Source organism: Paenibacillus sp. VT-400, assembly GCF_001029205.1.
Lineage (GTDB): Bacteria > Bacillota > Bacilli > Paenibacillales > Paenibacillaceae > Paenibacillus > Paenibacillus amylolyticus.
Map to the genome: position 1 here is coordinate 3,166,135 of NZ_LELF01000067.1, position 23,171 is coordinate 3,189,305.

Consider the following 23,171-nt stretch of genomic DNA (forward strand, 5'->3'; position numbering starts at 1 on the left):
CCTCTGTATTTAGGAGTTACCTCTCGGCCCTGCCTTAAATCTTGTTCATGCCAAAGTGGTTCTCTTCATATCATCTTACCGAATTTATCCCTTCCTATCAATCTATCTACACTACTATCCAAATTGCAAGAGTGCCCGCGCAGTCTGATAGAGTTCGCATACGATAAGGCGTGTCACAAATCATATTGGAGGGATAAACGCTCATGTGGTTATGGTTAGGTGTTTTTGTTTTCATTTTGCTAGTAATCGGGTTCATGTATCGTTATCTGGACCAACTTGCCGAGAGCAAGTTTCATCCGCACGCTCCCAAGCAGCTCTTCGTCAAATTCAAGGAAGGTACAACCGAGGATGAGATGCATACCCTTCACAAAAAAGGGAGATGTAAGGTCGCTGAGACCTATGAAGATTTAGGATGGTACCGTGTGGAATCCCGCAAAAAAATACACCGGATGCTGAAACATTACAAAGATCATGAGCTTATTGAACATGCAGAGCCGAATTACCTCGTTGAGGCATCCTTCACTCCCAATGACCCTTTCTTTCCTTATCAGTATAACCTGTCCAAAATCAACGCCCCCGCTGCATGGGATATTACTCAGAGTAACAGCTCTGTCAAAATCGCCATTATCGACACCGGTGTACAGCTAAACCATCCAGAATTGGCCTCCAAGCTCCTCCCCGGTTATGATTATGTTGATTATGATAACATCCCTGAGGACGGGAACGGCCACGGCACCCATGTAGCCGGGATCGCTGCCTCCGTTACCAACAATGGAGTGGGCATCGCAGGCGCTGCTCCACTCGCATCCATCGTTCCGCTCCGGGTACTGGATAACAACGGGCAAGGAACGATAGGTAATGTAGGTAACGGGCTTGTCTTTGCTGCCAATAACGGTGTTCAGGTTGTTAACCTGAGTCTTGGTGGGCCGATGGGAAATGCTTTCCTTCAAGCTGCCGTACAGTATGCTTGGGAGCGAGGAGCTGTGATTATTGCCGCAGCCGGTAACGATAACACTTCGTTCCCAATCGTACCCGCATCATATCCCAACGTGATTGCTGTCGCTTCAACCAATCCCTCCGATCTCAAATCCAATTTCTCCAACTATGGCTCTTGGGTGGATATGGCCGCACCGGGTGATACCATTCTATCCACATACCTGGGAGGTTCCTATGCCTACCTTAGCGGGACATCCATGGCTGCCCCTCATGTGGCTGGAGTAGCTGCACTTCTCGCTGCACAAGGGAAAACAAATGCTCAAATTCGGGATGCGCTGTGTTTCGCTTCTGATCCGGTATCAGGCTCCGGGATCTACTGGACATATGGTCGACTGAATGCTTATCAGAGCTTGCAGGTGCCATAATACACCTACTATCGCTCATGATTGCACACAGGCATATCCTTTCCATTTTTCACAAATTAAAAAACGAAGGGGCATCTGTAAGTGAGATGCTCCTTCGTTTGGTTAAAAAGTATTCGATGTTATACTTTTGCTGCCCAAAGCTCTATTTCAATTTTAATCTCTGGTAGACCTAACGCCGTAATATATCCAATCGTCATTGCAGGATAATCCGTACTAAATAATTGTCCCCACTCGGCATATAAGAAATCCCAATCGATTTCCTCGGTTGCCCATACGTTCACTTTGATAATATGTTCAGCATCTAAGCGCTCAGATTCGAGCACTGTTTTAATATTATTAAATGTATTCGTGACTTGCTCATTCAGACTCTCTGGAAAGAGTCCATTATGATCTGCTCCAATTTGACCCGAAGTCACAAATAACTCTGCATTCCTCGGAATTCTTGTAATATGCGTGTACTGACCTACAGGAGCTGGCATATTTTCTGGATTTTTTCTAGTAATTTTGTCAATATTCATCTGGATTACCTCATCATTCTTAAGATTTTTCTGCGTTATTTCCTAGTTTTCTTCCGATTTTGGGCAGACTTCACCCTTGGAATAGATTCTAGAAAAAGACAGCAGTGGAGTATCCATATCCCGAAGATATAAACGCAAGTGATTTTTTCTTCATGAGTGGATGCTCCTCCCTTCTTAAGTGACAAGATTCTCTTAATTTTTCTATTATATCTGAAAGCCACATCATGGGTCAAATTCATCCCCTCATAAACAAAGAGCAATCCCATAATAACGAGACTGCTCTTTGTTTATTCTATAGCGTCGGACATCTTGTATCAGAAATATTGTGCGCCATTACTCGCAATGATATCTTTGTACCAGTGAAAACTCTTCTTTTTCACTCTGCGAAGTGTGCCCGTACCATCATTATTTCGGTCTACATAGATATAGCCATAACGTTTCTTCATCTCTCCGGTACCCGCACTGACCAGGTCAATCGGTCCCCAGCTTGTGTAACCTATGAGCTCTACACCGTCTTGAATCGCTTCAGCCATCTCGGCAAAATGACTATTCAAATATTCGATGCGATAGTCATCTTCTACGGAGTCATTGTCTAACAACACATCGGTTGCTCCAAGTCCATTTTCTACGATAAACAAAGGTTTGCCATAGCGGTCATGCAGTTGATTAAGTGTAATTCGAAGCCCCTTAGGATCAATGGTCCACCCCCACTCGGAAGCTTGCAGATAAGGGTTCTTCACCGAACCAAATACATTGCCTTCTGTCGAATCTTTCAAAATCTCAGGGTCTGTACTGGTGCACCGGCTTGCATAATAGCTAAAACCGATATAATCGACCGTGTTCTGCATCAAGATATCTGCGTCTTCCGGTTGCATGTCAATCCGAATGTCATTTTCCCTGAAAAATCTTTTCGTATAACCTGGATATGTTCCCTTCGACTGCACGTCGATGAAGAAGAATGACTCGCGATCTTTCTCCATGGCTTTCCATACATCATCCGGATTAGAGCTGTATGGATACACCATTCCAGCGGCTAACATACATCCAATCTGTGCATCCGGAATGATCTCATGACAAGCCTTAACAGCAAGTGCACTCGCTACCAATTCATGATGTGCTGCCTGATACAGAACCTGATCTTTGTTTTCACCATCCTGAAGGACAATTCCCGCTCCAATATACGGAAGATGCAGCAACATGTTGATCTCGTTAAACGTCATCCAGTATTTCACTTTATTCTTATATCGATTGAACAAAGTCGTCGCATATTTCTCAAAGAAACCAATCATCTTACGATTCTTCCAACCGCCGTAAGTTTCGACCAGATGTACAGGTACATCGAAATGGCAGATCGTCACGACAGGTTCAATGTTGTATTTTAATAACTCATCAAAGACATCATCATAAAATTGCAAGCCTACTTCGTTTGGCTCCGCTTCATCACCATTAGGGAAAATCCGTGCCCAGGCTATCGAAAGCCTGAGGCACTTAAATCCCATTTCTGCAAATAACGCAATATCTTCCTTATATCGATGATAGAAGTCAATAGCTTCATGTGAAGGATAGAATTCCCCTGTTTTTGGTTCATATGAATCCAGGTTACCCAGAGCAATATTCCATCGATTGGCACCAATCGGAATCAGATCTACCGTTGTTAAACCTTTGCCACCTTCCAGATAAGCACCTTCCAATTGATTCGCTGCGGTTGCTCCTCCCCAGAGAAAATTCTCCGGGAAGGCTGTAAACTTTTCATTCATTGAGGAGTTCCTCCTTACCATCCTTAGTTTGAATTAGCTTAATACCGTGATCAATTTATCTTTCTCATGAACGGATGCATCTTTTGTTCCTACAACGTCCAGATAATTTGAAGTATTAGTCACAATGATCGGTGTAACCGTCTCATATCCTGCATCTTTAATGGCTTGCAGATCAAACTCAACAATCAGGTCACCTGCGTTAACACGGTCTCCATCTTTTACATGGGTTGTAAAATGTTGACCTTTCAGCTTGACCGTATCCTGTCCAATATGGATCAGCATCTCTACACCATCATCGCTTACAAGACCAATGGCGTGTTTGGTACGATATACGGTTTGAACGACACCTGTGATTGGAGATACCACCCTACCACTGGTTGGACGAATTGCAATCCCTTTACCCATGTGCTCACCTGCAAACGTTACGTCATTAATTTCATTCAGTGCAACAACTTCACCAGCCATTGGGCTGACAATTTCGTATCTGCTGTTCGGATTTGGATCAAGTACTGGTGCAGGTGCAGCTACTTTTTCCACCGGATCTTTGAATCCAACCACGTATGTCAGAATAAAACCAAGGATGAATGCAATAATGGTTGCTGCAACCGTCCAGAAGAATACGGAATTCATTCCCTCTGTAGGACTTACATAGCTCGGATAACCGAAGATTCCAAGACCACCAATTATATAACCTTTAGTTCCAGCAAAACCAAGGATACCACCACCAATACCACCAGCAATACAGCTCATAATAAATGGTTTTTTCAATGGCAATGTTACACCGTAAATCGCTGGCTCAGTGACACCGAAAATACCGGATATAAACGCTGGTGCACCGAGTGTTTTTATTTTTTGACTTTTCGTTTTCAGAGTAACCGCAAGCACTGCACCAATTTGAGCAAAGGAAGCTGCAAAAGACAATGCCAGAATCGAATCATAGCCAAGCGTTGCAAGGTTAACGAATACCAATGGAACGAGTCCCCAGTGGAGTCCGAACAATACGAATACTTGCCACAAACCGCCGATTACAAGTCCTGTAAGTAAAGGGCTCAGTCCGTAAATTGAAGATGTGAATGCACCTAACAGTTGACCCGCCCATGTCGCAACCGGCCCAATTACTAGGAACGTAACTGGTACAATAACTAACAAAGTACAAAATGGAACTAGGAAATTGCTGACTACTTTAGGCATAACCTTTTTGAAGAAACGTTCGATTTTGACCGCGAAGAACGTTGCTACGATAATCGGAATAACGGATGAAGCATAATCCATTAAAATAACCGGTATACCTAGAAACTCGATCCGAATCGGTGATTCGAACAAAGTGCCTGCAAACAAAGTGTATAACGGTTCTCCAGCACGAATTCCCGCAAGTGTTGGGTAGACTAACGATGCACCGATAGCCATGCCTAGGAATGGACTTCCACCGAATTTTTTTATAGCTGTGTAGCCAAGGAAGATAGGGAAGAAGTAGAATAAGCAATCCCCTATGGCATTCAATAAGGCGTACGTACCAGCAGTATTGTCGATCCAACCCAGGGACACGAACATAGCTGTGAAACCTTTAATCATCCCCGTCGCTGCAAGCAATCCAAGCACTGGAGTAAATACACCCGAAATCATATCTACAAAACGGTTAAACAAATTGCCTTTGGGACCTGAATCTGCATCTTTCTCATCTACTTGACCTTCAGTAGACAAATTCCCTGCTTTAACAACTGCTTTATATACATCCGGCACTTCGTTGCCGATAACAACTTGATATTGTCCACCACTTTGCATGACGGTAATAACCCCTGGCAGATTTTTAAGTTCTTCCGTTTTGGCTACGCTTTCATTTTTCAGTTTGAACCGCAGTCTTGTTACGCAATGGAATACACTGTTTACGTTCTCGCGACCACCTACACGTGACAGAATGTCCTTAGCTAATTGATCGTAGTTGCTCATTGTAATTCTCCCTCTCTAAGTAGACTCCCCATGACTTTTGAAACAAATAAAACCTGAACCACTGAACATACACAACATACCGGATCGTCCGGAAATCAGTCGTGTTATTCAGCAATTCAGGTTTTGCCCTTAACGGTTGCAACCCTGTAAGGCTGTACACATTGGTATTTAATTATTTGGATAACGAAAGTAAGTTACATTCCATACCCTCTGAACTGAGGGTGGTCGGCATTGCCTGATTGAACAGTTACAACCCGATCAATGTATGCGCTTACTTCTTGAACTCATCATAGTACATCTGAACTACGTTTGCAACACTTATTTTTATTAATTTCACAAATACATTTGAGTGACCGAAAATGAAAAAAAGAGACCACTTCGAAAACATCAAAGTGGTCTCTATAAAGCTAATGTTCAGATTAATAAAATTCGCACTAAAGCAGAATTAACCTATAACCGTAACCAATTTATCCTTTTCTTGCACTTCACGACTTGTTGTTGCAACCACGTCCAAATAATCAGCCGTATTAGTTACAATAATCGGTGTTACGGTCTCATAACCCGCCTCAATAATGGCCTGCAGATCAAATTCAACGATCAGATCGCCAACACTCACACGATCCCCATCTTTCACATGTGCAGTGAAATGTTGACCTTTGAGCTGTACCGTATCCTGACCGATATGGATCAAAATCTCTACACCTTGATCATCTACAAGACCAATTGCATGTTTGGTACGATAAATCGTCTGTACCACACCATTAATCGGGGATACAACTCTCCCACTGGTTGGGCGAATAGCGATCCCTTTACCCATATGTTCACCAGCAAATGTAGCATCATTAATTTCTTGCAAAGGAACTACCTCACCCGTCATCGGGCTAGCAATTTCGTAGCGATTGTTAGGATTAGGCTCAAGTGCTGCCTTCTCTTTTTTTACTGGCTCTGGAGCCTGTTTGGCAGCCTCCGGATTAGCAGGATCTTTGAATCCTACAAAATAAACGAGAACAAAACCTAGTACAAAAGCAATGATAGTGGCAATCATGGCCATCCAGAATTCATAGTTGATCCCCTCTGTGGGACTAATCAGCGCTGGAACACCAAAGATTCCTGAAGCAAATACAAACATTTTGGAACCTGCAAATCCAATAATACCACCAGCGGTTGCAGAAGCAATACAACTCATAATAAATGGTTTTTTCAATGGCAAAGTAAGGCCATAAATAGCAGGCTCAGTTACACCAAAAATCCCGGACACAAAGGCAGGAACACCCAGTGTTTTGAGTTTGGTATTTTTCGTTTTAAGCATAACGCCAAGAACCGCACCAATCTGAGCAAACGAAGCAGCAAACATCATAGCCAGAATCGGGTCTGCTTTCAGTGTGGACAGATTCAGCAGCATAATTGGTACGATACCCCAGTGTAACCCGAAGATCACCAACACTTGCCACAATCCACCAACAACAATACCGGTTACCAACGGACTCAAGTCATAGATGCCCGATACCCCGGCACCAATCAGCTGACTTGCCCATGTCGCAATTGGACCAATCAAGAGGAATGTTACAGGGACAACAATCAGAATTGTAAAGAATGGCGTGAGGAACGTTCTCACAACAGATGGAATGATCTTTTTGAAGAACGCTTCTACCTTTGCTCCAAAATAAGCAGCAATAATAATCGGAATGACGGATGAGGAATAACTCATCAAGATAACGGGAATACCCAGGAACGTGATATGAATCGGTGATTCAAACAATGTGCCTGCAAACAGCGTATAGAGCGGTTCCCCACCACTAAGACCGGATAAGGTCGGATATACTAGTGATGCTCCGATGGCCATCCCGAGGAATGGAGATCCACCGAATTTTTTCATAGCTGTGTAACCCAGGAAGATCGGGAAGAAGTAGAACAGACAGTCTCCTGCAGCATTCAACAATTGATATGTTCCTGAAGCCGGGTCCAGCCATTCGAGAGAAGTAAACATGGACAGGAAACCTTTGATCATCCCTGTTGCAGCTAGCAATCCGAGAATTGGTGTAAAGACACCTGAGATCAAGTCAATAAACTGACCCAAGAGACTCTCCTTTTTACCGGAAGATTCTGAATCATCACTTGAGACCGGTTCATCCGCATTCATATTACCCACCTGTAACAAGGCTTTATAAACATCAGACACTTCGTTACCCACAACGACCTGGTATTGCCCCCCGCTTTGCATTACCGTTATGATTCCAGGCAGATTTTTGAGTTCGTCTGTTTTGGCATTATTGTCATTTTTTAATTTGAAACGAAGTCTGGTCGCACAGTGCACCACGCTGTTAATGTTCTGTTTTCCACCAACGCCAGACAGAATGTCTTTGGCTAATTGCTCGTGTTTCATGAAGTCTTTTCTTCCTTTCTGGCTAGACACGGATTCAAAGCATATTGGAGAGAATAAAAAAACCTGAACATCTGAATGTATGGAACAACCGGTTAACGGTATGTTCAGTCATTCAAGCGTTCAGGTTTTGCCCTAGTGGTTGCAACCCTGCAAGCTGATCTATGGGATTATTCAGAAGTTGCATTCACAACTCTCTCAATATGAATCGTTAAGTACATCAATTCTTCGTCAGTTAGTTGATACGTGTAGTTGCTTTCAATGAATTTCTTGATTTTCTCCGAGCACTTGTGCGCTGCTGGATACTTTTTCTGAATCATCAGGAACAATTCATCATCGTTGTTGCTCTTGTAATGTTTTCCCTTAACCAAACGTTGGGCGAAAAACTTCAAATGCGTCACAAAGCGATAAAATGTCAGTGAGTTCTCATCAAAATCAATCTTGAAATGATACTTGATGATTGTCAAGATTTCCTGCATGACCTGCGTCATACTCTTGATGTTGGGCATTTCCTCGTTCAAAGCTGCATTGACAAAGTGAAGTGCCATAAAACCGGCTTCGTCCTCGGGCAAGATCACACCAAATTGATCACAGATCATATTGAGCGCTTCCATTCCGACTTCATATTCCTCTTTGTATAACTGCTTTGTCTCCCAGATTAAGCCGTTGCGTATAGGCAGATTCTTGCGATACCGCTCAATGGCAAAGTGAATATGGTCTGTGAGATGTAAGTAAATGCTCTCATTTAATTTCTTGCCAAGTTTTAATTTGGCGTAAGCGATGATTTCCTCGGATACTTTCATGTATTCCAGAGGAATGCTTGAGATTAATGCCTTGAAGTTTTCCTGAATATCTTCATTCTGTAAAGTAAATATCTTGTCGATATGCTGCTCGGAAACCATATCACCCGCCCGCTTCTGATAAGCAATCCCCCGGCCAATGATAATAACTTCCTGCTCGTCATTCATTGCAACTACAGCATTATTGTTCAGCACCTTCTCGATTTTCACTTTATCACTCCAATATACAGAAAAAGACAAACCAATCCCTTTTCTCAAGGTATACGGCTTTGCCTGATTCAACAGTTACAACCCGATATGTTGTACGCGCTTCCCTCATATTATTACAAATTTCTACACAGTGCAACAAAAAGTTAATATCGAATTAGCATGACTCCTGATCTAGGTAAATATACTCACAGGAGTGAGCAAATCAAGAATTATTTTACAGGTATTCACGGTTTATTGTTTTTGTTGTCTTTCTCCAGGTCTGCTTCAATTTTTCGATTAATCATGTCCATTTCTTCTGAATCCAAACGATCGACTTGAGTGTATTCTTTATCCATTTCGTACTCCTGCGCCTCGCCTTTGTTCATTAGGCCCAGGTGATTCTTAATATCCCGGATATCTTCACGCATATGCATCGTCTGACGGTAATGATCTATCACAAGTGCGAAAACAATGCCCCCAGCCAAAATCGGACCGAATGGGATCAGATAACATAGAACAAGTCCTATGAGCAAAAATATAACAAAGTACATGATGTAGTGCCCCTCTCATATAAAGTAACTTATCTCCTAAGTTAGACGTTTCTCAGATTACAAATTAAAGCGTTCCTGAATTAACTTTGCCACCTCATCCGGGCTCTTGTGTGTGTTCTCAATCCTTATGTAGTGCTCATGCTTGATTTCTCCCGGTTCCGAATTCAATCGATAATGCTTCATCGTATCTAGCAAATCTCGCTCAGACCACGCAATGTCACGCTTTGTTGGTTTATGTAACAGACGATGCGGACTTTTATTGCGCTCTAGTCTTTCCGATGCATCGGCCTCCAGTTCCACATAACAGACCTGACCTCCTTGAGATGTAAACAACTCACTGATCTTACGGATGTATTCACCATCTGACTCTGCGTCCAAAGCCCACACAAATGTAAAAATCAGACCCGGCAAATCACTCTTTGCCACTTCTTCAAAAATCTCCTGCCGGAACAGACTCACCAGTCTTTTGCCTTGTGGTGTGCCATAGCTGAAATAAGGAGACACCAATTCAATGGTCATATGGTTATGAAACAATTTAAGCTTTGTTATCTTCTCCAGTTCTTGCCCAACCGTCATTTTGCCCACAGCCTGCGGACCAAAAATAATCACCAATTTCATTTGATCACTCCTGACAAGGTGGTGTTCATTCCATTAATTCAATTTTATGGACATTAAACTCTATAATAACTTCTTTAGGGCAAATAAAAAAGAGGTTTCAAGTGATTCCCTCAACGCGTGAGGGCTTGAAAACTCTTATCTTTAATTAAATATATTTATTCTAACTTAACGTCCAATCAGTACCCATCCCCACTTCATCCGGCGCAATCCCATCGCGCAGATCCATGAGATCAGGAGCGCCACAATATAAGATAGAATGATGCCCACGCTGAAGTGGCGAGCCAGGTCATCTGTGAATTCACGTCTCCAGAAGAGCAATACGAGTGGATGCATTAAAAATACACCGAACGCAACTGTACCCAAGGAGTCCAGAATACGAGTAGCTTTACGAACCTCGGTATGTTTTCCTGTGCCGATTCGTTCACTAAAGATCAACAGGAGCAAGCAGGCTGACAAGGTAAACAGATTACGGAACAGGAACAGCACGGTATAGGTAATAACCGGGTATGCAGCAAAAGTGGTTTTGATATAAGCATTACCATATATAAAAATGGCACCTCCACCTAACAACGCAGCTATGAGCACATAACGGTGAGTATACAGTTTGTTCAATGCCCACTCAAAGTTCAACCCAACCCATGCGCCAAATCCAATCACGATCAGATAACTGGGTAACAAACTTCCTGTCCGTTCGAAGTGAAACTGCAAATGTAGAGCATAGAAGATCGCTTGGCCCGCAATAAAAAATAATGGCAAGTACCGATTAAACAAACGATGGCGTGTAAGGGACAGAAGCCATGGAAAAACGACATAGAATTGAAGAATAATCAGAAAAAAGTACAAGTGCGTATGAGCGGTTCCCATCACTAATTGTTTGGCAAATTGAACACCATGGGTCAAAGGTTCTTTGCCCGCAAGCAACTGTTTAATGGCAAAATAGATAAGGGACCACACCACATAGGGAACAAATACATTAAATAAACGCTTCTTATAAAAAGCGAGCATCCAACCCTTCTCATTCACCTTGGAGCTGTAGTTGTAGAACAAGACCAGGGATGACAGGAACAGAAACGCTGGAACGGCAAATTGCAAAAACGTGTTCCAGAAGTAATACACATCATGATCTAATGTATGCTTGGGGTAATGCGCAACTGCTGTTGAAGTTGCATGAATAGCTACCACTGCCATGATGGCAAAAGCACGAAAGAGATCCAGATACTCAATTCGCCGGGGCCGATTAACCGGTTGATTCATAAAGATAACCTCACTTGTGCCTGATATGGGATGATAGTTTCCGGCCGCAATCCAGATTCTATGCTTCATTTTAATCAGCACACGAGGGTAATACAATCATAATCCATATTATTTTCGTTTTATTTCATCATTATTCTGCATTATTCGACAATCTCTATCCAGAATCGTTCAACAACGTTGCCATTGGACTCCACATAGTCTTCATCCCGAATGCCACCATTTCGAAGGATAACCCTTCTGGAAGGCTCATTAACCGCATCGCATACGATCAATACTTTGGTGATTCCAAGCTCTCTCGTTTTCTCCAAAGAAAGCCTGAGAATTTCGGAACCATAGCCATTGTGCCGCTCTCCTGGACGAATACCATATCCAATATGTCCTCCACTGTTGAACAATTTATCATTAAGCTCATGCCTTATATTCACAGCACCCACGATTTGTTGACTCTCCGTGACCAGCCAATATGTACTGTCTTTGACCCAGCCCTCCGGGATGTCGATCCCTTGTTCATTACGCTGCAAAAATGCCAACATCTCATCGAACGCATAAGGATCTTTGGAAATGACCCAAGGAACCATCAATTCTCCACTTCTGACCCAGTCTTCATAAAATGCCAAATACGCATCCTTATAGGCTTTTGATGGTTTAATTAATCTAACGTGTTCTTTCCCCATGATCATTACATCCTCCCAATAGATATTGATATTGCCACGTTCTCTCTTCCAAGACACGACGTTCTTGTTCTTCCATCAAAGAGTCATAAAAGATAGCTTTCACTGCATAGGTTGCGGCATGTACCGCATGGCCTTTGACATGGGCCGTTGCAGCTGCGTGTCCCGCCGCACGAGAGGCAGCAGAGGCAGCGACATGATCGGCTTCCCGTGCAGCAGCATGAGCTGCAAAAGCCGCCTTTCGTGCATCAACCATGGCAATCTCTCCACGGATCCAACCTCTTCCTGCATCAATGGCATCATGGGCCCGGAGATCCTTCGTCTTCTTCTCAAATATATACAAGACACGTGCCGCACACTCCGCAGCCCAACAAGCCAATGTATGGTGATCCTGTTGCTTAGCCAAATCCTCTATTTCACTACGTAAAGGTGCATCTTTGAATGCAGGTTTTGCCATGATCATGCTCCTTTCATTGTTCAAAAACTACAAATTCACTCTCAGACAAGTTCGAAAAAGGACCTGCGTGTGTGCAGATCCTCTTCAAGTGTACCTCTTCCCGCTTATTCTATCATTATACGGACTCTGTCAATGCAGACTGTTGAACATCCTGATCCTTCTTAGCGTCTGTGTCTTTGTAAGTGAATTGGTAACTCCCAGATCCAAGTGTGACTTCAACATCGTCTCCAATGTTTTGAATATCCTGAACTCCACTCATCTGATCCAACGGTTTCCCTTGCTCTAGAACGATCTGTGCACCTGCTCCAGGAAGACGTACCGTACCTCTCGTGTTGGCGGGAATATGCACCCGAATCTCCATTTCACCCTCCGCCAGCCGGTGCCAGCTTGAAGCAACTTGACCATACATCGTCTCCAGACTCGCTTCCACCCAATCCAGTCCAGGTCCGGGTTGCGGCTCGATATGCACCATTCGGAATCCTGGCTGATGTTCATCGGACCGAATGCCAGCAACATAACGATACAACCATTCTCCAATCGCACCGTACGCATAGTGGTTAAATGAGTTCATATCAGCACTCCAGAGACTTCCATCCTCTTTGATCCCATCCCAATGTTCCCAGACAGTCGTTGCGCCTTGAGTCACCTGATACAGCCAGGACGGATAATCCTCTTGAAAAAGTAATGTATATGCCAGGTCGTGAAGACCTGCATCACTCAATACCGGATTTAGATAAGGTGTGCCCACAAAGCCTGTAGTAAGATGATTGCCCGCCTCTTTCACGAGTTTTGCCAATTGTCCAACAGCACGAGTTCGAGCAGTGGCGTCCAGCAGGTCAAATTGAAGCGCAAGAACATGCGCTGTTTGCGTTGGAACAGCAATTTTCCCAGCTGGAGTCACAAATTCATTTCGAAACGCATGAACAATGTTTGTATGCAACTGCTTGTAATATTCAGCATCGTCTGTCTTTCCAAGTGCCTCAGCTGCCTTTTGAGTTAAAGAAACCGAATAGGCATAGAATGCTGTTGCCACATAATCCGTGTCCGTTGCGCCGACATAACTATCAGGCTTGGAGTCCAGCCCCAACCAATCGCCAAAGTGGAATCCCGTGTTCCACAGGTACGGATTGTCACCCTGCACGTGAATGTATTCAACCCACCGCTTCATACTCTCATATTGTTCGGCCAGTAATCTGGCATCCCCATACATCTCATAGATAGTCCAAGGACAGATGACTGCTGCATCACCCCAAGCGGCGGAAGAATGACTGGTGTCTCCCCACCCTTCTGAGGTGGAACTTCTCAGATCCGGAACAAAGAATGGAATACCGCCATCTTCTCCCTGATCGGCTTCCAGATCCCGCAGCCATTTAGTGAAGAAGGGAGCCGTATTCATCAGGTAGGAGGACGTGCGGACAAACATCTGTGCATCCCCGGTCCATCCGAGCCGTTCATCCCTCTGTGGACAGTCTGTCGGCACATCAAGGAAATTCCCCTTTTGCCCCCACAATATATTGTGATGCAGTTGGTTTACCAGCGGACTGGAGCATGAGAACTGACCTGTTTGCTCCATATTCGAGTGCAGTACTATTCCGGTGAATTCATCCAGACGAACGTGTTCCGGAAAGCCAACCAGCTTCACATAGCGGAACCCTTGGAACGTAAAATGTGGTTCAAATGATTCCACGCCATCCCCCTTGCACGTGTAGCGAATACACTGCTTGGCGGCGCGAAGATTATCGGTGTAAAAGTTGCCTTCATGATCCAATATCTCAGCATGGTGCAGCTCAACCGTCTGACCCGCCTCACCTTGAATGCTGAATCTCACCCTTCCCACCATATTCTGCCCCATGTCTACTACACGATCTCCCTGTGGGGTTGTTAACAAAGCGATTGGCTGTAGCTGTTCTACTTGGGTAACGGGTACGTTCTCCTGAGCAACGATGATATCTTTGGGATGATCCAGTACGTTCACGGGTGACCAATTCGTCTGAGATGAATCCGACCAGTCGGACTCCATTTGTGCATCATACGTCTCCCCCATATAGATGTCCGACATACGAATGGCACTAGGAGCAGCGGTCCAATCCCCATTGGATATAATACATTCCTCTGATCCATCTGCGTATTTCATATGCAGTTCCAGCAGCAATGCGGACGTTGAACCAAATATCTCCCGTTCTTTGTTCCAGCCAAGATATCCTCGGTACCAGCCATCTCCCAGATTAGCACCTAAAGTATTCTGTCCATCCTGAAGCAGGTGGGTAACATCATAGGTTTGATATTGTAATCGCTTACGATAAGAGGTCCAACCAGGTGTAAAATAATCTTCTCCTACTCTTGTGTTGTTCATATGCAACTCGTATAATCCAAGTGCTGTTACATATATGCGGGCAGAAGTAACAGGTTGTTTCACATTAAACTGCTTGCGCATACGCGGGCATGACGTATCTCCATCATCTGATGGTTTAGCTGTGATCCATTCTGCTTGCCACTTGTTATGACTATCCATAAGTCCCATCTCGAAATAAGCCGATTCGGACCAGCCCGAATCACTTCCTGCATCATCCCATGCCTGAATCCGGTAATAGTATCGCGTTTGCCGGGAAGGCTGAAAATGGTTTAATTCCACATGTATGGATTGATCCGTACTTATCTCGCCAGAATCCCATGCAATTCCATCAAAATCTTCTGACAGGGATAGCTGGATCTGGTATGCGGATTGCATGCAATTTCGACGATCGGATTGCAGCTGCCAGCTTAAACGCGGTGATTTGACATCAAGGCCTATCGGATTAATTCTATACTCACAGCGAAGGTGACTAACGTTGAACATTAGCAGATCGTCCTTTCCATCTTGGCTTCCCATTCGGGGTTACGATATAATTATATCGATCCTGTTGCCCTAAATACCCGGTAATCAGGACTATTTCATCCGGTGATTCAGCCATCTGTGCGAGGAGGTTGCTTGTGAATTCATCTGTACAACTCATGAAAAGTGAATATTTTCTGCATAATCATTTGCAACTTTTTGTCAATCGTTGCTCTGAAGATTTTGTGCTTCCTTTTCACGCACATGATTTTATTGAATATAGCTACGTTGCCGAAGGAAAGGGCTTTCATCATATCGGTGAAGATGTCATTCCGGTGACAAAGGGGATGCTGTTTGTCATTCCTGTCGGCGTTCCTCATGTCTTTCGTCCTGTCAGCACCAACGTAACCGAGCATCCGTTAATTATATATAATTGCTTATTTAATGCTGAATTGATCCACACGCTGACAGCAATCATTCAGGAAAAAGAAATCATTCAACATCTGATGGATCTGGAACAAAATCAGGTTCCTTATATATCCGTTGTGGATCACAACGACCGGATTGAAGAACTAATGGTGAAGCTGTACCGTGAATCCTCCGTTCCGGGAATCGGTTCGTCTACCATGTTATACACCTTGGTAAGCCAGTTGGTATTGATGACCTACAGACAACTTTATCAAAAGGATCATGATGAAGAGCATCATTCCACCGGTTTTGATTACATCCTTCACTATATCAAGGAACACGTGAGCAACCGTATTCGAATGTCTGATCTGGTACGTGTATCGGGCTGGAGCGAGAAGCAAATTGGGCGAATGTTTCTGCGACATACCGGACAGAACTTTAGCGGCCACCTGCAACACCTCCGTATACAAAAAAGCTGTGAACTGCTTAAGAGTTCACAGCACAAAGTCAGCCTGATTGCAGAGCTGGTTGGATATCGGGATTTGGATTCATTCTATGCTGCATTCAAAAAAATAACAGGCGAAACACCTCTCGCCTATCGCAAAAAATCCAGAGCACAGCACTCTGGACAATAAGATTTACTTTCAGACACCAACAACCTGTAACACTTCATCTATGTATGCCTTGGCCTCTTTCCATGAAGACATCAACGGAAAGTTGTATCGCTCACGCTCCTGTATGTTCCATGGATGTGGGATACAGATGACCTTTTTGCCGTCCTCATGCGCGGGAATCAGGTTATGTGCTCCATCATCAATGAGCAAATCAAAAGCGAGCAGGTTTTTTCTTTTGCATGTAATAAACTGTTCTGCGGTTATAAAAGGCATATGCTGCTGAAGCCAGTTCCACTTCTCAACGACTGTTCTTGGTTCTGCTGCCGTCACAACAATAACATCATAAGCATCGTTCAACTTTCGCATCTCATCTACAACATACTCGTCGTATAATTCCAATTCCTCGAACAGACCCGGCCGACCATAAAATACATCATGCGTGCTCTCTGGATGACGCAAATGGGATGTATCCCAATGAATCATATCCTCATAGCGCAACGGATGGGTCGGGAAGTTGAGGTTGTTGTGATATATAGCCCGCTTGACCAGATGACATATCGTGTCATCCATATCTACAGCAATAATAGGCTTCTTCATGGTTATCCCTCCCCCAATACGAACACAGTATACCATCCAGAATGTTATGTAGTCATCTTTTTTACCTTGAAATGCCAATAGCGTTGATGAGAATTCTACCTGATCATATTAAAAAGGCGCCCCGGCGCCGTAATACCAGCTACGCCCGGAGTGCCTTTATAGATTAATCTATTCCAAGTTCTCACCATTCGAGGCAATGACTTTTTGGTACCAGCCAAAGCTCTTTTTCTTATAACGATTCAATGTGCCTTGTCCGTTGTCATCCTGATCCACGTAGATCACGCCATAACGTTTGGACATTTCCGAAGTGGATGCACTGATGATATCAATCGCTCCCCAGTTGGTATATCCCATCAGGTCCACTCCGTCCATAACGGCTTCTTTCATTTGTGTAATATGTTTTCTCAGATAATCAATCCGGTAATCATCGTTGATGGAACCGTCTGCTTCAACGGTATCTTTGGCACCAAGGCCGTTCTCTACCACAAACAATGGCAGTTGATAACGGTCATACAGCTCTTTCAGTGCAACGCGCAGGCCGATCGGATCAAGCTGCCAGCCCCACTCTGTACGCTCCAGATTCGGGTTCTTAATTGTACTGTACAGGTTACCTCCAGTTACTCCATATTCCTCTGGGTTCACTGCGGACACCAAGGATGTGTAATAACTGAACGAGATGAAATCAACCGTGTGCTCACGCAGGATCTGCTCGTCCCCAGGTTCCATGGCAATCGTAATCCCGTTCTCTGCCCAATACCGAGCCATGAACGTTGGATAACTACCACGAACTTGTACATCCGTATGCAACAGGTTCAGCTGATTATCGATCTGTGCTTGCAGCACATCCTCTGGCTTCGATGTCGCCGGGTAGTGAATCATACGCGCAAGCATACATCCGATCTGGAAGTTCGGGTTAATCTGACGTGCTTTTTCTGTCACCAGGCTGCTGGCTACAAATTGATGATGAAGTGCCTGATAAGAAGCCTGCATCGTGTTCTCAACCCGGTCTTCAATAATACCGCCACCTGTGAACGGTTCAATAATGGTTGTGTTAATCTCATTAAACGTCAACCAGTATTTGACCTTGTCCTTGTATCGGTTCATCACGGTTTCCGCATATCTTACAAAATGTCCAATCACTTCGCGCCCAGCCCAGCCGTTGTATTTCAGAACAAGTGCCATAGGCATCTCATAATGCGAGAGGGTTACAAGTGGTTCGATATCGTATTTCCGGAGTTCATCGAACACTTCGTCATAGAAACGCAGTCCCTCTTCATTCGGCTCGGCATCATAACCATTCGGAAAAATACGCGGCCAGTTAATGGACAGACGGAATGTCTTGAAGCCTAGCTCAGCGAACAGCGCAATATCCTCTTTGAAACGGTGGTAAAAATCAATCCCGTAACGCTTCGGATAACCTTCTGCACTGTGATGTGCCATTGCTTTCTCAACCGTTGCACTGGTAACATGCATCAGTTCTCTAAGGTTGGTGTAGTCCTTTTTCTCAAAATAAGGAACCATGTCGGCCGTCGACCATCCTTTGCCGCCAGCGTCGAATCCACCTTCAGCCTGGTTGGCGGCAATAGCGCCGCCCCATAGAAAACCTTCCGGAAACCCTTGTCGATTAATCATTCGAATCTCTCCTTCTTTTGTTGATATGGTTAGTCCTAAGACGAACAGTTTAGATTTCAGCTTTCAAGACGTCTTCACCCATCGTGATTTCGCCCAATTTCACAGGTAAAACCTGCTTGTAATCAGCCGTATTGGTAACAACCATAGCAGTTGTAATGTCGTATTCTTTTGCAATCTCGGCCAGTTCAAACGTGAGTAACTTGTCTCCAGCCTGTACACGTGCTCCTGTAGCAACATGTGCATCAAAATACTGTCCACGCAGCTTCACCGTGTTGATACCAACATGAATCAACAATTCCATTCCGTTATCACTGCGGACAACGATCGCATGTTTTGTTTTGAACACATTCATGATGGTACCTGTCACTGGAGATACCAATTCGCCCACCGTTGGAACAAATGCCACACCTTTACCCATCAACTCATCACCAAATGTTGGATCGTTGACTTCTTTGAGCGGGATGGATTTACCTGTCATCGGTGCAACAGCTACTGCATCACTCGTTGGTGTTGGATCACCCATGTCGTCCACATTTACGGTTGCAGCATCGTTGGAAACAGCTTTCGCTTGTGCTGTAGAAGCACCCGGTGAGAATTGAGCCAACGCCTCTGCGTCTCCTTCTTCTTCCTTGATACCAAATATCGTAGACATGATTGCACCCACGATAAAGGCCAAAATCATACCCCCAAAGGAATACCAGAAGGTTTGTCCGATCAGGGAAGGAAGTCCCGGGAGACCACCGTTACCCGCAAGCACATACGCTTTCGCGCCAAAAGCAAGGGCGAATCCGCCACCCACTGCACTACCAATCATGGCTGCGGCAAATGGTTTTTTGTATTTCATATTTACGCCGTACATAGCCGGCTCCGTTACACCCATGAGTGCGGTGAAGCTCGTTGACAATGCCACGGTTTTGAGTTTTTTATCTTTTGCCCGGAAGAATACGCCGAGTGTTGCACCAGCCTGACCCATATTGGAGATAAAGGTCAATGGCAAGAATTTATCAAAGCCCAGTGTAGCGATATTACTCAGGATGATCGGCACAAGTGCATAGTGCATTCCTGTCATAATAATGAGCGCCATCGCGCCGCCAAGAACAATACCTGCAATCAATCCGCCTTCATTCAGCAGCCAGTTGATGCCGCCAGACAATCCGCTACCTACAAATGTACCCAATGGACCGATCGCAATCAGCGTTACCGGCACCATAACAAGTAAGGTAATCAGCGGCACAAGCAGTAGCTTGAGTGCAGCAGGGATAACACGGTCAACCCATTTCTCAACATAGGACATCAACCATACTGCAAGAAGAATCGGAATTACCGATGAAGCATAACTTACAGCCGTAACCGGGATTCCCAAAAATCCAACCGATTCGCCGCTAGACAACAATGCTGTCATGTCTGGATACATGAGTGCCGTACCTAGTGCAATCGCAACAAACGGGTTACTGCCGAATTTACGAGCAGCGCTGACTGCAATCAGTAAAGGCAGGTAGTGGAATACGCCGTCACCAATTGCTGAAAGAATACGATACGTATCCGTTCCAGCAGACATCCAACCTACGGACACAAATAGTGCAAGTAATCCCTTGAGCATACCTGCCGCAGTAATCGCTGGAAGCATCGGGGCAAAGACACCTGCGATTGTTTCAAAAATTTTCAATACTACATTTTGTTTTTTATCCGACTTTGGCTCTTTGTTTTCTGTAGTTTGCTGGATTGCCGGATTTTCCTTCACCATAGCATCGAATACTTTCGACACGTCATTACCGATAATGACCTGGAATTGATCGCCGGAAATATTCGTTCCCATGACTTTATCCAGTTTTTTGAGTGAGCCGTTATCAACTTTATCGTTGTCTTTCAGATCAAAGCGCAGTCGAGTAACGCAGTGATACACCGAGTTAATATTGTTTGTTCCCCCAACGGCTTTGATGATTTCCTGTGCCGTTTCCTGATGTTTCATGATGTTTTCCTCCTCATTTTTCCAATAAAAAATACCCGAACGAATATAGCGCACATTGATGGCGCCATCTCATTCGGGTATTGCCTGATTGAACAGTAACAAGCCCATAGGATATCCAGTTGTGATTTCATTCTATTGCGCGAACTTTATACGTCCCGCTTGGTTTTCATCAGACGTTCCAGATGGAGCGTTAGATATAACTGCTCAGAGTGAGTCATGTCATACTGATAATTCTTATGGATAAAAGTCTCGATCTTGCCAATACATTTGAATGTCTCCGGATAGTTTTTCCGAACCACTTCATATAAATACTCCTCAGCATCATCATGTGAAGAATGGGTAATGACACGCTGACAGAAATATTTCAAATGGGTGATGAAGCGGAAATAGTTGACGCTATCTTCATCCAATTCGACGTTGAAGTGATATTTGATGATATTCATAATCTCCTGCAACAGCTGCATCAGATGAGTGACATCGTTCATGGAATCATTCACTTCCGCATTGATGAAATGTAAGGCAATATTACAGATTTCATCTTTGGGAAACTCAATATCCAGTCTTTCCTTCAGCAAGGTCAGTGCTTCTCTGGCCACATCATACTCCGCCTTATAGAAGTGCTGAACTTCCCAAGAAAGTGGATTACGAGTAATCATTCCTTTTTCCAAGCGTTGAACAGCAAAGTGAATGTGATCAGACAGCGAGACATAGATCCCGTCACTGATGGTTTTGTTCAATTGCGTTCGTGCCAGTGTCACAATATCATCTGTTGCCTGCAGAATCTCAATCGGCACTTCAGCTACGATGGATTTGAATTTCTCATAAATCGATGCATCCTGAAGACGAAATACCTTCTCAATCCGCTCTTCATCAATCTCATCGCCTGCTTTGAACTTAAATCCGATACCCCGGCCGAGGATCAGTAGTTCCTGATTTTTGTCATCCACGGTACTGACAATATTGTTATTAAATATCTGTTTAATAATCATTATGGACCCACCTGGTTTTTTTTGAGGAATAAAAAAGGGCAAAACCAAAACAGAAATAATAAAATCATTTCCATAGTGGTTTTGCCCGCATTACCGGTAACAAGCCTCGGATATAATTTATCATAACCTGAAAACGGTGTCAACCCAAAAATACTACTATTGCTATTCCACTTCATTCCCTTACATGAGTCTTTTCCCTAAGCTTCCACGTTTAAGGGTACATATGCTTTAGTATTCACATTTTGGAGCAGATTCAAACGAAATCAACCAATAAGCATCACTTGATCACTTGCTTCGAACAAAAAAGACCCTTCTCTCGAAGGGCCCACCGTATTATTACTGAAATGTAACATTAATCTGTACAATCTCCGAACGACTACTAGTACGAATTGGAGGTCCCCAGAATCCAAATCCTGATGTTACGATGGAGTGCATAGAGCCCTTTTGCAGATAACCCCAATCGTTCTCATAAATGGCCTGTGTGATGAACTGAGCCGGTGCGATCTGACCACGATGGGTGTGACCAGATACGACCAGATCTACATTATTCTGCTCCGCAATATCCAGATCATACGGCTGGTGATCCATCATAAGTACCGGTTGGGTCAAATCAGTGCCTTGCATTAAAGTAGCTACTTCTGCCCGATCCTTCTCTGTTCGGTCTTTCCGACCAATGAGGGTGATCTTGTCATTCAGCACGATCTTGTCATCGTACAAAACTTGCATGTTGCTCTTCTCCAGCGCAGCAATCAGATCTTCAATCGGACCATCGAACTTATCGTGATTCCCGAGTGAAGCATAGACGCCGTATGGAGCCTGAATGTCACTGATAATATCGGCAATTCCGCTATTGAGGTACATATCCAGATTGTCATCAATAATATCTCCAGGATACAGCACCAGATCCGGCTTCAGTGCATTAATTTCCTCCACCATGCGTTTGGCATGTGCAGGGCCAGATAGAAGTCCAAAGTGCATATCGGCAGCCATGACAATGTTGAGCTTGTCTACACCTTCTACTTTTTTATCAATCTGGATATTATATGTTCTGACTACAGGGCTGTAAGCGTTGAAAATTCCGTAACCCAATGTGGACACTAACAGCACCAGCGTAACAACTCCCGCCCATTTCTGTGTGTGATGTCTTGGAATACGGGTTAATCTCAGCAACCACATCGTGAGGTGGACGACGGGCAGGATCAACAATAACAACGAGAAGATTGCCAGCCAGTAAGAACCGATGATACCGAGGAACGAAATGCTTCCAAATACCCGTGCCAAAATGAAGGAAACGGCAAGGAACACAATCGCTATAATATAAAACCATCGAAATCTGGCGGACACAACTGGTTTCATCCAACTCCAACCGCTCCAACCTATGTAGAACACTAATAAACCGTATACGACCAAAAACAATATACCTGCTAATACAAACATGCCCGGTCTAACCTCCACGTCAATAAGTTGTATTCTGAATTTTCATCACGGACACAGGTCCGTCTGAACAAGTATAACGTAGTTGAAGGGTCAGTTCATCTGTTTGCCAAACCCAGATTCGTACATTTTATTACAATTTGATGATATTCAAATTCGAACCATTAACGAGAAAAAGCATTCCCGCTTCCGCCCTGAATAGCTAAATTCAAG

Annotated in this window: 18 protein-coding genes; 2 read left to right on the plus strand and 16 right to left on the minus strand. The window is 44.1% G+C overall.

The features are described 5' to 3' along the window. The first annotated feature begins 203 nt into the window (after positions 1 to 203). Positions 204 to 1,361 carry a S8 family peptidase gene (locus EL84_RS24505; protein WP_047843449.1) on the plus strand — a complete coding sequence of 386 codons (1,158 nt, stop codon included), beginning with the start codon at positions 204 to 206 and terminating at the stop codon, positions 1,359 to 1,361. A 119-nt stretch (positions 1,362 to 1,480) separates the two neighbouring features. Here the strand turns inward: EL84_RS24505 and EL84_RS24510 are convergent, their stop codons facing one another. The 11 genes from EL84_RS24510 to EL84_RS24560 form a co-directional block, all read right to left on the minus strand. Next, positions 1,481 to 1,879, minus strand: coding sequence for a RidA family protein (locus EL84_RS24510; RefSeq protein ID WP_047843450.1), 399 nt, complete (start codon positions 1,877 to 1,879; stop codon positions 1,481 to 1,483). A 314-nt stretch (positions 1,880 to 2,193) separates the two neighbouring features. Then, a complete protein-coding gene (locus EL84_RS24515; protein WP_047843451.1) occupies positions 2,194 to 3,636 on the minus strand; it encodes a 6-phospho-beta-glucosidase in 1,443 nt (480 codons plus the stop codon). Positions 3,637 to 3,669: 33 nt separating this feature from the next. Continuing rightward, positions 3,670 to 5,583: a beta-glucoside-specific PTS transporter subunit IIABC gene (locus EL84_RS24520; protein WP_047843452.1), complete on the minus strand. Its 1,914-nt coding sequence runs from the start codon at positions 5,581 to 5,583 to the stop codon at positions 3,670 to 3,672. A gap of 445 nt (positions 5,584 to 6,028) precedes the next feature. Further along, positions 6,029 to 7,966 carry a beta-glucoside-specific PTS transporter subunit IIABC gene (locus EL84_RS24525; protein WP_047843453.1) on the minus strand — a complete coding sequence of 646 codons (1,938 nt, stop codon included), beginning with the start codon at positions 7,964 to 7,966 and terminating at the stop codon, positions 6,029 to 6,031. A 167-nt stretch (positions 7,967 to 8,133) separates the two neighbouring features. Beyond that, positions 8,134 to 8,973 carry a BglG family transcription antiterminator LicT gene (licT, locus tag EL84_RS24530; protein ID WP_036613486.1) on the minus strand — a complete coding sequence of 280 codons (840 nt, stop codon included), beginning with the start codon at positions 8,971 to 8,973 and terminating at the stop codon, positions 8,134 to 8,136. Between the two features lie 224 nt (positions 8,974 to 9,197). After that, on the minus strand, positions 9,198 to 9,503 hold the full coding sequence (locus tag EL84_RS24535; protein ID WP_036613484.1) for a hypothetical protein: 306 nt from the start codon (positions 9,501 to 9,503) through the stop codon (positions 9,198 to 9,200). A 57-nt stretch (positions 9,504 to 9,560) separates the two neighbouring features. Beyond that, positions 9,561 to 10,121 carry an AAA family ATPase gene (locus EL84_RS24540; protein WP_047843454.1) on the minus strand — a complete coding sequence of 187 codons (561 nt, stop codon included), beginning with the start codon at positions 10,119 to 10,121 and terminating at the stop codon, positions 9,561 to 9,563. A gap of 165 nt (positions 10,122 to 10,286) precedes the next feature. After that, positions 10,287 to 11,375, minus strand: a complete 1,089-nt coding sequence (locus EL84_RS24545) for an acyltransferase (protein WP_047843455.1) — start codon at positions 11,373 to 11,375, stop codon at positions 10,287 to 10,289. 140 nt (positions 11,376 to 11,515) lie between these two features. Further along, positions 11,516 to 12,055: a GNAT family N-acetyltransferase gene (locus EL84_RS24550; protein WP_047843456.1), complete on the minus strand. Its 540-nt coding sequence runs from the start codon at positions 12,053 to 12,055 to the stop codon at positions 11,516 to 11,518. Next, positions 12,030 to 12,503, minus strand: a complete 474-nt coding sequence (locus EL84_RS24555; RefSeq protein WP_047843457.1) for a putative immunity protein — start codon at positions 12,501 to 12,503, stop codon at positions 12,030 to 12,032. Before EL84_RS24555 ends, EL84_RS24550 begins: the two co-directional genes overlap by 26 nt. 115 nt (positions 12,504 to 12,618) lie before the next feature. After that, on the minus strand, positions 12,619 to 15,339 hold the full coding sequence (locus EL84_RS24560) for an alpha-L-rhamnosidase (protein WP_047843458.1): 2,721 nt from the start codon (positions 15,337 to 15,339) through the stop codon (positions 12,619 to 12,621). A 134-nt stretch (positions 15,340 to 15,473) separates the two neighbouring features. Here EL84_RS24560 and EL84_RS24565 point away from each other — a divergent pair, with 134 nt between their 5' ends. Next, on the plus strand, positions 15,474 to 16,358 hold the full coding sequence (locus tag EL84_RS24565) for an AraC family transcriptional regulator (RefSeq protein WP_053061602.1): 885 nt from the start codon (positions 15,474 to 15,476) through the stop codon (positions 16,356 to 16,358). 9 nt (positions 16,359 to 16,367) lie between these two features. Here the strand turns inward: EL84_RS24565 and EL84_RS24570 are convergent, their stop codons facing one another. The 5 genes from EL84_RS24570 to EL84_RS24590 all read right to left on the minus strand — a co-directional run bounded on the left by EL84_RS24570 (position 16,368) and on the right by EL84_RS24590 (position 22,961). Then, positions 16,368 to 16,934, minus strand: coding sequence for a 5' nucleotidase, NT5C type (locus tag EL84_RS24570; RefSeq protein WP_047843459.1), 567 nt, complete (start codon positions 16,932 to 16,934; stop codon positions 16,368 to 16,370). Positions 16,935 to 17,102: 168 nt separating this feature from the next. Next, the gene (locus EL84_RS24575) at positions 17,103 to 18,566 is read right to left on the minus strand and encodes a glycoside hydrolase family 1 protein (protein ID WP_017687861.1); all 1,464 of its coding nucleotides are present in this window, start codon (positions 18,564 to 18,566) and stop codon (positions 17,103 to 17,105) included. A 49-nt stretch (positions 18,567 to 18,615) separates the two neighbouring features. Beyond that, the gene (locus EL84_RS24580; RefSeq protein ID WP_047843460.1) at positions 18,616 to 20,535 is read right to left on the minus strand and encodes a beta-glucoside-specific PTS transporter subunit IIABC; all 1,920 of its coding nucleotides are present in this window, start codon (positions 20,533 to 20,535) and stop codon (positions 18,616 to 18,618) included. Between the two features lie 146 nt (positions 20,536 to 20,681). After that, entirely contained in the window at positions 20,682 to 21,524 is an 843-nt protein-coding gene (gene licT / locus EL84_RS24585) for a BglG family transcription antiterminator LicT (RefSeq protein ID WP_047843461.1), read from the minus strand. 336 nt (positions 21,525 to 21,860) lie between these two features. Next, on the minus strand, positions 21,861 to 22,961 hold the full coding sequence (locus EL84_RS24590) for a metallophosphoesterase (RefSeq protein WP_047843462.1): 1,101 nt from the start codon (positions 22,959 to 22,961) through the stop codon (positions 21,861 to 21,863). Positions 22,962 to 23,171 lie beyond the last annotated feature (210 nt).